The organism is Cobetia sp. D5 (assembly GCF_035666195.1).
Lineage (GTDB): Bacteria > Pseudomonadota > Gammaproteobacteria > Pseudomonadales > Halomonadaceae > Cobetia > Cobetia amphilecti.
Genome location: NZ_CP142020.1, coordinates 315,427 through 327,493 on the forward strand (window position 1 = coordinate 315,427; position 12,067 = coordinate 327,493).

A 12,067-nucleotide genomic window follows, 5' to 3' on the forward strand; every position below is an offset into this window, starting at 1 on the left:
TTACTCGCCTCCGTGGGACAGGCTGGGTGCGTCGGGGCGCGGGTCCGGATTGTCGAGCACACGGTCGGTCTGCTCGGCACGGAAGTTGATCAGCGCGGTGCGGATGGCCGGGTACTTGTTGGCCAGCTGGCTGGCGGCCAGCAGCGCGGCATTCACGGCACCGGCGCGGCCGATGGCCAGTGTGCCGGTGGGGATGCCGGCGGGCATCTGCACGATGGAGAGCAGGGAATCGACACCTGACAGCATGCTGGACTGCACCGGCACGCCCAGCACCGGCAGCCAGGTCTTGGCGGCACACATGCCCGGCAGATGCGCCGCGCCACCGGCACCGGCGATGATGACCTCAAGGCCACGCTCGGCAGCGGTATCGGCATAGTCGAACAGCAGGTCGGGCGTGCGATGGGCAGAGACGACCTTGACCTCGTGTTCGATCCCCAGCGCTTCCAGGGTTTCGACCGTATGGCACATGGTCGCCCAATCCGATTTTGATCCCATGATGACACCAACCAGTGCGCTCATGCTTCCTCCGCTCTTGACGTGGTATGAACCAGCTCACAGTGCCTGCCAGACGTGCCGGGCGGTGCGCTGTGTGGGCGTGGCCGAGCCGCGCGGGCAGATCATGCCCGCAAGCGGCTCAATGCGTATGTCTGGAAAAACAAGCGGCGCAGTATAGCACCGCGACCGACAGGCGGCATGTACCTGTCTGGTCGGTCAGGATGTGGGTGCGGCAAGGCCGCGGATCAGCAGGACCACGCCGAGACAAGCGCGAAGCGTGGCACCGGCTCGCCCTGGATCTCGACGTTCTCCATGAACATGCTCAGCGGACGCACCCACAGCCCACATTCACCATAAAGAGCACGATAGACCACCAGCAGCTCTTCGGTCTCGCTGTGGCGACTGGTGCCGATCACTTCGTACTGCGCGCCCTTGTAGTGGCGGTAGAGGCCCGGCACGGGACGATTTTCCGGCAGCGGTGGCATGGCAGGCAGGTCAGTCATGGCGATTTCCTTGAGGGTGAAGCCAAAAGCGAGAAGCAAGAAGCGGTGAAGCCAACAGCGAGAAGCAGGCGTATCAGTCGGCAGCGTTCGGCGCATCAGCCACAGAGGTGTCATCAGCGACAGGCGTGGCCTTGGCACCGCGGCGTGCGATGCGCGCCAGCGCGCGGGCAGCGGCGGTGAAGCCGAAGCTGCCGGTGACGAAGGTGGCCGCGCCGAAGCCGCCAGCGCAATCCAGGCGCGTGGCGCTGTCGCCGGGCTTGGTGGCACACACCTCGCCGTCGGCGCCGGGGTAGGTCAGCTGCTCGTCGGAATAGACGCACTCGACATCGAATCGGCGCTTCAGGTTGCGACTGAAATTGTAGTCGCGACGCAGCAGTGAGCGAACGCGCGCCAACAGCGGGTCCTGCTCGGTGCGAGCGAGATCACCGATCTGGATGCGCGTCGGGTCGAGCTGGCCACCGGCGCCGCCCGTCACGGTCAGGCCCAGCTTGCGCCGCTTGCACCAGGCGATCAGCGCTGTCTTGGCGGGCACGCTATCGATGGCGTCGATGACGTGATCGAGGTCGTCGTGGATCAGCTCGGCGAGATTGTCCGGCGTGACGAAGGCCGAGATGGCGTGGATCTTCATCTGCGGCGCGATCAGCTGGCAGCGCTCGGCCAGTACCTCGACCTTGGGACGGCCGATCTGGCCATCCAGCGCATGCAGCTGCCGATTGACGTTGGACACGCAGACATCATCGAGATCGATCAGCGTCATCTCGCCGATGCCGGAGCGAGCCAGCGCCTCGGCGCTCCAGCTGCCGACGCCGCCGACCCCGATCACCGCGACATGCGCGTGGCGGAAGTGGGCGAAGGCGCTGGCACCGTAGAGGCGGCGGATGCCGCCGAAGCGGAAGTCGTAGTCGTCTTCTGCGGGGGCCTGACTGGCAGCGCCGGCCGCAAAGAAGCTCTCCAGCATTCGTTCGCTGGCGGAGGGCGTGCTGTCGTGGGGCGACGGCTCGCCTGAGGGCTTGCGGTCAGGGCTCTGTTCTTCAGAGCTTTTATTTTCAGGGCTCTGCTGTTCTGGGCTCATGTCGGTCGAGTCCGGGGTGTCGGAAGAGGTGGTCATGCGCAGCTCGCGAATCTCGGGGGAACGGGTGGCAGTCGGCAGGGACGCGCTCAGTCAGCCGGGTCGTCGGCGGTCGCATCGAGCCAGTGTCTGATCGGGCGCTCTGCCAGATGTTCAGCGTAGCGCTCGGGCAGATGGCCCAGCCAGCCGAAGCGCTCCATCAGTGCCGCGTAGGCACCTTCTGGCGGACACGACAGGCTCAGCCAGCCGCCCTCGGGATGGGGGAGCTCGAGCCCGACAGCCGCCAGCAGCAGGCGGGGGCATTCCAGTGTCGTGGCGAAGTAGCGATTGTAGTTGCCCTTGCCGTGCTTGGCGTCGCCGATGATCGGGTAGCCACGGCGTGACAGGTGACGGCGAATCTGGTGGCGGCGGCCGGTCAGCGGACGGGCCTCGACCAGCGAGAAGCGCGACTGCGGATAGCGATCGATGGCGATGGGCAGCTCGACCTGTGCCAGGCGGCGCGTGTCGGTGATGGCTTCCTGCTCCGGCATCTCGGCCTTGGGCAGCTTGCCATCTTCCTTGCGCAGGCTGTAATCGAGGCGTTGCTGCTCGGGCGCGACGCCGCGCACTATCGCCAGATAGCGCTTGCTGACCTGCTGCTCCTCGAAGGCGGTGCTCAGCTTGCGCGCCGCCTGGGGTGAGAGGCCGAACACCATCAGCCCTGATGTGGGGCGATCGAGGCGATGCACGGGGAAGACATGCTGGCCGATCTGGTCGCGCAGGCGCTGAAGCAGAAACTCGGTCTCGTGCTTGTCGATGGGGCTGCGGTGCACCAGCAGGCCCGATGGCTTGTGAACCACCACCAGCACTTCATCCTGGAACAGGATGTCGAGTGGCTCGGCGGGTTCAGTCAGCTCAACCGGCTCGGCCGGCTCAGTCACCTCAGCAGACTTGGCCTCGAGAGGCGTGGGCGTGGCGTCCGCCATCGGCGCAGATGTCTGAGGCGCCGTCGGCGCGTCGGAGTGCGGAGCATCAGGAGAAGAGGGCATGGGCATCACGGCAGCAGGAAGACGAAAGCCGACCATCGCAATGAGGGTCGGCGTGTATTGTCCGGCTTTCGCCGCTGGCTGTCATGTCCGCTGTGGCGTCGGGCGTGCGGATGCCTATGTCAGGGCCTGATCAGCAGACCGGCGGCGAGCCACTGCACCAGCAGGTTGATCGCCACGCCCGGGGCTTGCTCTGCCCCCACCTGCGGCGTCAGCAGCTCACCGAGCCGGCCGAAGCTCAGGCCCTCGTCTCCGGCCGCGAGGATGGCGCCGAGAGCCTGGTCCTCCAGCGGCTCGAGAGAGCGATAGTGCACCTCGGGCGCGCCAGCGGTGGGCTGGCGCCAGACGATCCAGGGCGTGGGCGTGTCGGACTCGACCGGTGCGCGTGGCGGCTCATCGTTGTCGATGGCCTTCCAGATGGCCGGCGTATCGAAGTGGAACGAGAAGCGCTTGAGGGACGGATGCGCTGCCAGGGCCAGCTCGGGCCACTCATCAGGGGCCAGCGTCTGCAGGGACTCGACACTCAGCGGGGCGCTGTCCACCACATCCAGCGCCAGCCCCAATGCCCACTCGAAGGCGGCCATCTCGGTGACCAGGGAGCGCTCGGGTTCGCGCGCCGCGACGAAGGCCGGGAAATGCTGGCCTGCCCAGCGAATCGAATAATGACTCGGCGGGTGGGCCGCGAGGTAGTCACGACACAGCAGCCCGAAGGCGTCATCGCCGATCAGGGTGTGAACGGCCTCGAAATCCCCGCCGAAGACCTCGAAAAGCCGCAGCCGATAGGCCATCGCGTAGATGTCGAGGCGCTCCTCGGCGCTGGCAAGCTGATCACTGATGACGGCCTCGGCCGCTGCGCTGCGGGTGTCAGGGCTCGGCGTCGCGAGGTAGGCGCCCGTGGTCTCCTGCAGTTGCATCAGGGCGCTGCGATCAGCACCGCCTGCGGGGCTCGCTTGCGTCATGCGCGCAGCCCTCCGTGGTCTGGCGTCTGATTCGCGCGCGCGGCATCCGTCAGCGGACGACCACTGCGGCGGCGCAGCTCGGCGTACTCCTGCATCAATTCCGACCAGGGCGGGAAGCTGTCGTCGCGCTCGATCATGGTGGCGACATCGCCGAAGCGCTCCCGTGCGGCGTCATACAGCGTCCACACGGCGTCCGGGACGGGCTGGTCATGGGTGTCGATGCACAGCTCGCCGCCGGAGACTTCCTGCCGGATATGCCCGGCCAGGTGGTGCTGCCAGACGCGCTCTGCCGGCATGGCGTCCAGATAGGTCAGCGGGTCGAAGCCATGATTGTGGCTCGAGACGATGACGTTGTTCAGGTCGAGCAGGATCAGGCAGTCGGCGCGGCGGCTGACCTCGGCCAGAAACTCCCATTCGCTCATCTCGTCAGGGCGCCAGGTCAGATAGCTGGAGACATTTTCCAGCAATAACTGACGGCCGAGCGCGTTCTGGACCTGATCGATGCGTTCGGCCAGATGGTCGATGGTGGCATCGGTATAGGGCAGCGGCAGCAGGTCGTGGAACTGATGCGCGCCGGTGCGCGTCCAGCACAGGTGATCGGAGACCCACAGCGGTTCGATGCGCTCACACAAGGCGCGCAGCTCGCGAAGGTAACGGCTGTCGATGGGATGGCTGCCACCGATGGACAGCGAGACGCCATGCAAGGCGATGGGGTAGTGCTCGCGGACTCGCTCGAGGTGATGAAGTGGCTTGCCACCGGCACTCAGACCACCGGAGTCGCTGGCGCCGTGGCCCATGTAGTTCTCGCTGATGGCCTCGAACCAGTCGATGTCCGGCAGCGTCGTCAGAATCTCGTGGTAGTACTCGGGGCGCAGGCCCAGCCCCTGACCAATGCCGGCGCTGGCGGGCGTGGGCAGGGGAGAGGTGACAGCTGTCGTCATGCGTGAGTCCTCTTCTGAGCTAAGGCAGAGGGTGCGGAAAAGGGCGAGGCAGATGGCGAGTCAGGAGGGCTGAAAGACACCCGCCAGGGGGCCCAGGAAGAAACAGAGCCAGACCCAGAATCAGGAACGGGAGGACGGTGTGCCGTCCTCCCGTCGGGAATTCGCCAGATGCGCCTGCCTCAGCAGGCGCATCTGATGCCTGAGGATCAACCCTCGACGACAGTACCACCTTCGCCGACACAGGATTCAGCGCTGGCAGTGTACGACCAGCCCTGGCCCTTGCAGGCGTTGTGGCCCTTGCAGGCGCTGTTGGCAGTCGCACATTCGGAGGTGCCCTTGCAGGAGTTGATGCCGGAGCACTTCACGGCATTGTCACCGGCGTGCACCGGCAACGAGGTCAGGGCGGCCGTGGAGAACAGTGCGGCGGCAGCGGCGGCGAAGGTGGCAGCAGTAACGGTCTTCTTCATGGTCATGATGGCTTCCTATCGGGCAGGGCCCGTATTTTTTGAATTATGGATCAGGAACATCGTGGCACCCGCTTGCGTCAGACAGCTCGTCTAGACGGGTCATGAAGTCATACGCCGCCAAAACAAGATTGGATGCGGAAGAGACAAAAAAATCTGACATCATTGTTCACTATGCTTGGAAGTGCAGCCTTGCCGAATTCGTGAGCCTGCTTATGGTAGGCTTTCGCAATCATGTATTTGATTGCCGATATCCCTTCCTCTTGCTGGAGCTCCCCATGCCGGACCTTCTTCGACGCCTATGGCGCATACCGCGCTGGCGCTGGAGCATCGTGCTCGTTCTACTGTTGGGGGGCTGCAGTGCCGTCGCGATTCATCAGCTCGATGAGCGTTTCGGCCCCGCGTCACCGCGTGAGCGGGTGGTGTCACACGACAGTCTTGCCGGGCGCCAGTGGGAGGATGAGGTCAAGCCGGTGATCGAGACGCGCTGCGTGGTCTGTCATGGCTGCTACGACGCTCCCTGTCAGCTCAAGATGTCATCGGCCGCGGGGATCGATCGCGGCATGAATCCGGCGCCGGTCTACGATGGCACGCGCCTGCTGGCGGCCAATCTGACGCGCATGTTCGAGGACGCGGACACCACCGAGCAGTGGCGCAGCATGGACTTCTCGCCGGTGCTCAATGAGCGCTTTGACTCTCCGGCCGCCAATCTGGAGGGCAGTGTGCTGTTCCGTGCGCTCAGCCAGAAGCGCAAGGCGCCGCTGCCGGTGACGGAAGATGGCCTGCTGCCGGAAGACCGCTTCGACCTGTCGCTCAATCGCAGTCAGGTGTGTGCCCCCGTCGAGGGCTACGACAAGTTCGCCGAAGACCATCCTGACTGGGGCATGCCCTACGCCCTGCCACAGGTCAGCGATGAAGAGCACCGCACGCTGGTGAACTGGCTGGCCAAGGGCGGTGCGATGACCGGTCCGGCACCGCTGCCCCAGGCGCTGATGCCGCACATCGAGCAGGCCGAGCGCTTCTTCAATGGCGACAGCCTCAAGCAACGCCTGATGAATCGCTATATCTACGAGCATCTCTTCCTGAGCCATGTGTATTTCCCGGGCATCAAGGGCGCGGACGGCCGGCCGATCTTCTTCAAGCTGGTGCGTTCCAGCACCCCGCCGGGCGAGCCGATCAAGCGCATCTCCACGCGCCGCCCCTACGATGCACCCTATGCCTCCTACACCGCCGGTGAGCGCGCGAGCATGCCCCACGATGACGCCGGGCGCCCGCGGGTCTATTACCGTCTGTGGCAGGAGCGCGCGACGATCCTGGCCAAGAGTCATCTGCCCTATGCGCTCGATGATGCTCGCTTCAAGCGCTGGCGGGCGCTGTTCCTGACACCGGATTACCCGGTGGATGACCTGCCGGATTACGACCTCAAGACGGCCTCGAATCCTTTCCTGACCTTCGAGGCCATTCCGGCCGAGTCACGCTATCGCTTCATGCTGGATGAGTCGCAGAACACCATCATGGGCTTCATCAAGGGGCCGGTCTGTCGCGGGCAGGTCGCGGTGGATGTGATCAATGATCACTTCTGGGTCGGCTTCACTGACCCGAAGATGTTCAGTCACCCGGAAGTGGAACGCACCCTGGCCGAGGAAGGGAAGAATCTCAGCCTGCCCGCCGAGCAGAGCAGCAATGCGTTGCCGATCCGCTCCTGGGTCAAGTTCGAGAGCAAGCAGACCGCCTACCTCAAGGCCAAGCAGCGCCTGATGTCCCAGGCCTATCTCGATGGCGATCTGCGCCTGGATGAGCGAGTGCTGTGGGACGGCAGCGGCTGGACCGAGGGCCCCGGCCAGGGGCGTAACCCCAACGCGGCCCTGACCATCTATCGTCACTTCGACAATGCGGCGGTGATGAAGGGGCTGGTCGGTGGCGTGCCCAAGACGGGCTGGATCATCGATTACCCGATGCTGGAGCGCATCCACTATCTGCTGGTCGCCGGCTTCGATGTCTACGGCAATCTCGGCCATCAGCTGGTCACCCGTCTGTACATGGACTTCCTGCGCATGGAAGGCGAGAACAACCTGCTGGTGCTGTTGCCGGCAGGTGAGCGCCAGGCGGTGCATGACAGCTGGTATCGCGACGTCAGCCCCGGCCTTGGCGAGCTGCTGTTCAAGAAGCCACCGCAGTTCGATGCGCCCAGTGGCATCGTCTGGACACCGCAGGAGCTGTCATCCCCGAACCAGGCTCGCCTTGGTCTGATGCGGCGCATGCAGGAGCGCCTCGCACCGGAACTCGGTCATGAGCGCAGCCTGAGCAATGTCGAGGATGAGCATGTGCGACATGAGCTGCAGGCCCTCGCTGCGGTGCAGGGAGTCTCGGCCAGCCTGATGCCGGAGGTGACGATCGTCGCGCTGGAGGATGGCACTGATGACTCGCCGCGCCTTTACAGCGTGCTGCGCAATTCCGCCCACGCCAACATCACCAGTCTGTTCGATGAGGAGGAAAATCGCCGTCCTGAGGAAGACACTCTCGATGTCTTGCGGGGCGTGGCGGGCGATTACCCGAATGCCTTCTGGCGTTTGACGCCTGACACCCTGACGGGGCTGGCAGAGCGTGTGGCGGCACTCGAGACCGAAGAGGACTATCGCGCCCTGCAGGCCGATATCGGGGTGCGCCGGACTGACCCGCGCTTCTGGGAGTTCTCCGACAGCGTGCTGCGCACCAACTATGCTGATCGCCCTGTCGAAGCGGGCCTGCTGGACTATAACCGCCTCGAGAACCGCTGATCGCCAGCGAAGCTTGAGCGGCCGAGACAAGCCCTGTTGTCATGACTGTCAGGGTTGTCAGGACTGTCAGGGTTGTCAGGGCTGTCAGGGTTGTCAGGACGACTGACGACTGGCCTGACAGAAAGAAGAAGCCCGCCACGCAAATTGCGTGGCGGGCTTCTGTCTTGTGTGGTGCCGACATGGCGCCCTGGCGGCGGATCAGCGCAGTGTCGCTCAGCGTGATGTGCTGTCAGCAGGCGTCATCAGCGACCGCCCTGACACTCGCCTTCGGCCAGTTCGATCAGGCCATCCAGATGCAGGATATGCACCTCGCGGGCACGAATGTCGACCAGCCCCTGGGTCTGGAAGCGGGTCAGGATACGACTGATTGTTTCGACGGCCAGCCCCAGATAGTTGCCGATATCGGCGCGTGCCATCGAGAGGCGGAAGCTGTACGGCGAATAGCCACGGCGACGGAAGCGCTGTGACAGGTTGACCAGGAAGCTCGCCAGTCGCTCATCGGCTGTCTTGCGCGACAGCAGCATCATCATGCGGCGATCTTCGTGCAACTCCTTGCTCAGGCTCTTGAACAGCTGGGTTCTCAGCTCCGGCATCTGCTCCGAGAGCGCATTGAGGCGGTCGAAGGGAATCTCGCAGACGGTGGTGGTTTCCAGCGCCACCGCAGTGCCGGGATAGCAATTGCTGTCGATGGCATCCAGCCCGGCCAGCTCGCTGGGCAGGTAGAAGCCGGTCAGCTGCTCCATGCCGCTGTTTTCATTGGTGATCTGCTTGAGACTTCCGGAGCGCACCGTGAAGACGCAATCGAAGGCATCGCCCTGGGTGAAGAGTACTTCCCCTTTTCTGAGTGGCGCGCGACGGCGGATGATGGCGTCAAACTGGTCGATATCTTCCATGTTCAGTGCCAGTGGCAGGCACAGTGAACTCAGCGAACAGGTCTGGCAGCGGGCTTCATGGGCGCGCAAGCGGTGTGATGCCTGTGCATTGGCCGTCATGGTGACTCTCCTGAGGAATGTCACCGCTACCCCTGGGGCAGGGCAGCGGAGGGGGCTTTCGGGCGCAACGAACGGTGGGGCGGGGCCTTGTCGCCCGCCGCTACCCTGTTCAGCCGATGTGATTCGAGCGACCAGAGTCTGAGCGCTCATCGGCTAATGCGGTGCAATTTCGTGACGCCATAATATTAGATTTTATTAATTCATTATCCTGCCCAACCCATGGGCGTTGCAAGGTGTGTGAACTTTAGGCCTGGTTGGCGCCGCATGACCATACCGCGACGACCTGCCTCAGCCAGCTGCGCCGAGCAGCAGGATCAGTGCGGCGGCCAGCGTCGCCAGTGCCAGTATGCCCCAGGCACGTGGCGCTGGTGTGTCAGGCTGACGTACGCCGTTGATGCGATGTTCCTGCATGGGGCCATCGCCTTCGCGCTCGTCGCTGTCAGCGCTTGCAGCGCGCGAAAGGCTGCCCAGGGCCAGCATGGCGAACAGCACCAGGCTGCCCAGCGTGAGGGCCAGCACCCAGAGATTCCAGAACAGGGGGAGTCCAGTTGTCTCCAGCAGATTCATGTCGTGTCTCCTGAGCGGTGTCCTGTCATGGGCCACGGCTGGCGATGTCGCTCGCGGGGGCGGCCTGCTGCAGGTAGGCGAGCAGCGCCGTGATTTCGGCAGTGCCACGCACGTCATTGGGGGCGGCGAGAATCTCGTCTTCCGCGTAGGGCACGCCCAGGCCTTGCAGGGCTCGCATGCGTGCCGCGATGCCTTCACCGCTCAACGCCCGCTCGAACAGCCACGGGTAGGCGGGCATCGCTGAGCCCGGCACCTGACTGCGCGGGTCATGCAGATGCAGGCGCTGCCAGGCATCGTCATGCTGCGCAGGCAGCTTGCTCAAATCCGTCCCCCAGCGCTCGACGCCCCACAGCGAAGGGCGGTCGTAATAGCGCTCCCGGGCGGTCGTCGCATCACCGTGGCGCGCCGTGTCGCCCGGTAGATCGCGCACCATGCGTGTGTGGCACTGCTGACAGCCCTCGCGTTGGTAGATGCGCTGGCCCTCCAGCGCCAGGGCGCTCAGCGGTTTGAGGTCTTCGGGTGCGCTGGCGAGACTGGGGTGAGCCCCGAGCGGCACCAGCTGGGCGAGGGCGCCGAGGCTCATGGTGAGCAGGCACAGTGCCGTCATCAGGCCGGCGTGACGTTCGAGCAGGACATGTCTCATGCGTAGTGCCCTCCCGAGGATGTGGCAGGGGGCGTGGTAGAGGGGGACGCAGAGTGCATGGCAGGTTCTGATGATGCCTTGTGCGAGCCGGAGTTCAGGCGTTGTCGCTCGTGAGCGGCTTGGCGTTCGCTCTTTTGATCAGCCAGGGTGCGCGTCACGTTGAGGAGCATCAGCAGCAAGCCGAGCGCCCAGCAGGCGAGCCCGCCCAGCGAGATCATCATCGGCATGCGGGCCACTTCCAGCACCTCGCTCAAGGTGTATAGCGGCCTGCCGCCATCTGCCAGCACATGCCACATGCTGCCTTGAAGCAGCGTGGTGGCCCAGCTGGCGGCAACGCACAGCAGGGTGCCGATGATGGCCAGCAGGGCGTGCGTCTTGAGCAGCGCGAGGGAGCGCATCGGGGGCAGCAGGTGGTAGGCCATCACGATGGCGACTGTCGCGACCACCCCCAGGCTTGCTGCCGGCGACAGGCTGTTGGCGGCACTGAAGGTCAGGGCGTTGAGTGTTGGCAATGACAGCAGGCTGTACTCAAGTACCGCCAGGGCGAAGCTGACCAGAGCTGCCGCCACCAGGCAGTTAAGCGGATCCCGGCGCAATGAGTGCCAATCCTCCTTGAGTGTCATCAGGCCATTGAGGCTGAGTGCCAGCCCCGGCGCCAGCAGCAGGAGGCCCATCGCCATGCCCAGTGTCTGGCTCCAGGCCGGCAGGGCGCTCGCGAACAGCAGTGGAGCGCCTCCCCATGTCACCAGCAGCACCAGCATCCAGAAGCTGGTGGTCGCCAGCCGGTGCGAGTAGAGCGCCAGCCGCGAGCGGCTCGTCACCGTGTGATGGAGCAAGGCAATGAGGCCGAATGCGAACATGCCACCGGGGAGTGGCCCGGCCTGCCAGCGCTGAATCAGTGCCTCGAGGCTGCCCGTGAAGAGCGGTATCGATTCCAGCAGGTCGATCGGCACGCTGAGCGAGATCAACACATGCTGTATCAGCACCAGCATCAGGACGGCGATGAAGTACCAGCAGGCCACCGGCAGGCGGCGCAGCGTGCGCTGTTCCAGCATTGTGAAGAAGCCCCACGCCACGGCCAGCCAGACGAGGGTCATCAGGAGATCGACGAGCCAGGGCGCTTCGGCCATGTACTGGCCCGAGGAGTAGCCTGCGACAATCGCCAGTGCGCCGAGCGCGACCACGGCCTGCCAGCCGAGGAAGGTGAAATGCATCAACTTGAGCGTGAAGGGGGGCAGTGCGATATCCGCTATCGCCGTCTCGGCGTCCGTGCGTGATTCGCGTTGCAGGACACTGTGCATGGCGATGGAGTAGCCGCCGGCGATCACTGCCGAGCCGCCCAGACCGTAGAGCAGCAGGTGATGTTGCAGGGGCGCGAGGCGGCCGTAGCTCAGCCAGGCCACCTCCGGCCCCAGCGATGGCCATAGCCAGATGAGGTTGAGCCACACCGCCAGACAGAGGCTGAGCAGGCCCCAGATGACGGCCATGCGAGCGAAATCATGGCTTACGTGATGATTATGGTTAACGCGGGGATGACAGGCCGAAGCCTCAAGAGCTGTACGCATATCACGACCTCGTCGGCAGTGGGCGAAAGCGCAGTGCTGGTGGTGACGGTGCTGGAAGCGGCGCTGT

At 64.6% G+C, this 12,067-nt stretch carries 12 protein-coding genes; 1 reads left to right on the plus strand and 11 read right to left on the minus strand.

What is annotated here, in order from left to right:
• From purE to bufA2, 7 genes are all read right to left on the minus strand, one after another.
• Positions 1 to 519, minus strand: coding sequence for a 5-(carboxyamino)imidazole ribonucleotide mutase (gene purE, locus U0O11_RS01415; protein WP_043333193.1), 519 nt, complete (start codon positions 517 to 519; stop codon positions 1 to 3).
• Positions 520 to 740: 221 nt separating this feature from the next.
• Positions 741 to 998, minus strand: coding sequence for a DUF1653 domain-containing protein (locus tag U0O11_RS01420; protein ID WP_225996526.1), 258 nt, complete (start codon positions 996 to 998; stop codon positions 741 to 743).
• Between the two features lie 73 nt (positions 999 to 1,071).
• Positions 1,072 to 1,956 (minus strand): tRNA cyclic N6-threonylcarbamoyladenosine(37) synthase TcdA, encoded by an 885-nt coding sequence (gene tcdA / locus U0O11_RS01425; protein ID WP_324692481.1) that lies wholly within the window; start codon positions 1,954 to 1,956, stop codon positions 1,072 to 1,074.
• Positions 1,957 to 2,156: 200 nt separating this feature from the next.
• Positions 2,157 to 3,095 carry a pseudouridine synthase gene (locus U0O11_RS01430; protein WP_324691242.1) on the minus strand — a complete coding sequence of 313 codons (939 nt, stop codon included), beginning with the start codon at positions 3,093 to 3,095 and terminating at the stop codon, positions 2,157 to 2,159.
• 119 nt (positions 3,096 to 3,214) lie between these two features.
• The gene (locus U0O11_RS01435; protein WP_324691244.1) at positions 3,215 to 4,051 is read right to left on the minus strand and encodes a DNA-binding domain-containing protein; all 837 of its coding nucleotides are present in this window, start codon (positions 4,049 to 4,051) and stop codon (positions 3,215 to 3,217) included.
• The gene (gene bufB / locus U0O11_RS01440; protein ID WP_324691246.1) at positions 4,048 to 4,992 is read right to left on the minus strand and encodes an MNIO family bufferin maturase; all 945 of its coding nucleotides are present in this window, start codon (positions 4,990 to 4,992) and stop codon (positions 4,048 to 4,050) included. Before bufB ends, U0O11_RS01435 begins: the two co-directional genes overlap by 4 nt.
• A gap of 206 nt (positions 4,993 to 5,198) precedes the next feature.
• Positions 5,199 to 5,465, minus strand: a complete 267-nt coding sequence (gene bufA2 / locus U0O11_RS01445) for a BufA2 family periplasmic bufferin-type metallophore (RefSeq protein ID WP_197738697.1) — start codon at positions 5,463 to 5,465, stop codon at positions 5,199 to 5,201.
• 269 nt (positions 5,466 to 5,734) lie between these two features.
• Here bufA2 and U0O11_RS01450 point away from each other — a divergent pair, with 269 nt between their 5' ends.
• Positions 5,735 to 8,233, plus strand: a complete 2,499-nt coding sequence (locus U0O11_RS01450; RefSeq protein ID WP_324691248.1) for a fatty acid cis/trans isomerase — start codon at positions 5,735 to 5,737, stop codon at positions 8,231 to 8,233.
• Between the two features lie 242 nt (positions 8,234 to 8,475).
• On the opposite strand, the gene fnr is transcribed toward U0O11_RS01450, so the two are convergent.
• The 4 genes from fnr to U0O11_RS01470 form a co-directional block, all read right to left on the minus strand.
• Positions 8,476 to 9,225 carry a fumarate/nitrate reduction transcriptional regulator Fnr gene (fnr, locus tag U0O11_RS01455; RefSeq protein ID WP_043333190.1) on the minus strand — a complete coding sequence of 250 codons (750 nt, stop codon included), beginning with the start codon at positions 9,223 to 9,225 and terminating at the stop codon, positions 8,476 to 8,478.
• 288 nt (positions 9,226 to 9,513) lie between these two features.
• Entirely contained in the window at positions 9,514 to 9,792 is a 279-nt protein-coding gene (locus U0O11_RS01460) for a hypothetical protein (RefSeq protein WP_192838652.1), read from the minus strand.
• Positions 9,793 to 9,817: 25 nt separating this feature from the next.
• Positions 9,818 to 10,435, minus strand: a complete 618-nt coding sequence (locus tag U0O11_RS01465; protein WP_052384483.1) for a cbb3-type cytochrome c oxidase subunit II — start codon at positions 10,433 to 10,435, stop codon at positions 9,818 to 9,820.
• Positions 10,432 to 11,922, minus strand: coding sequence for a cbb3-type cytochrome c oxidase subunit I (locus U0O11_RS01470; RefSeq protein WP_324691253.1), 1,491 nt, complete (start codon positions 11,920 to 11,922; stop codon positions 10,432 to 10,434). The genes U0O11_RS01465 and U0O11_RS01470 overlap by 4 nt, the downstream gene beginning before the upstream one ends.
• Positions 11,923 to 12,067 lie beyond the last annotated feature (145 nt).

Excerpts from the sequence above, each read along its gene's own strand:
- U0O11_RS01430 (WP_324691242.1), bottom strand. The coding sequence starts at position 3,095 with ATGCCCTCTTCTCCTGATGCTCCGCACTCCGACGCGCCGACGGCGCCT.
- U0O11_RS01470 (WP_324691253.1), bottom strand. The coding sequence starts at position 11,922 with ATGGCCGTCATCTGGGGCCTGCTCAGCCTCTGTCTGGCGGTGTGGCTC.
- U0O11_RS01460 (WP_192838652.1), bottom strand. The coding sequence starts at position 9,792 with ATGAATCTGCTGGAGACAACTGGACTCCCCCTGTTCTGGAATCTCTGG.
- purE (WP_043333193.1), bottom strand. The coding sequence starts at position 519 with ATGAGCGCACTGGTTGGTGTCATCATGGGATCAAAATCGGATTGGGCG.
- bufB (WP_324691246.1), bottom strand. The coding sequence starts at position 4,992 with ATGACGACAGCTGTCACCTCTCCCCTGCCCACGCCCGCCAGCGCCGGC.
- fnr (WP_043333190.1), bottom strand. The coding sequence starts at position 9,225 with ATGACGGCCAATGCACAGGCATCACACCGCTTGCGCGCCCATGAAGCC.
- U0O11_RS01435 (WP_324691244.1), bottom strand. The coding sequence starts at position 4,051 with ATGACGCAAGCGAGCCCCGCAGGCGGTGCTGATCGCAGCGCCCTGATG.
- U0O11_RS01450 (WP_324691248.1), top strand. The coding sequence starts at position 5,735 with ATGCCGGACCTTCTTCGACGCCTATGGCGCATACCGCGCTGGCGCTGG.
- U0O11_RS01465 (WP_052384483.1), bottom strand. The coding sequence starts at position 10,435 with ATGAGACATGTCCTGCTCGAACGTCACGCCGGCCTGATGACGGCACTG.
- tcdA (WP_324692481.1), bottom strand. The coding sequence starts at position 1,956 with ATGCTGGAGAGCTTCTTTGCGGCCGGCGCTGCCAGTCAGGCCCCCGCA.
- bufA2 (WP_197738697.1), bottom strand. The coding sequence starts at position 5,465 with ATGACCATGAAGAAGACCGTTACTGCTGCCACCTTCGCCGCCGCTGCC.
- U0O11_RS01420 (WP_225996526.1), bottom strand. The coding sequence starts at position 998 with ATGACTGACCTGCCTGCCATGCCACCGCTGCCGGAAAATCGTCCCGTG.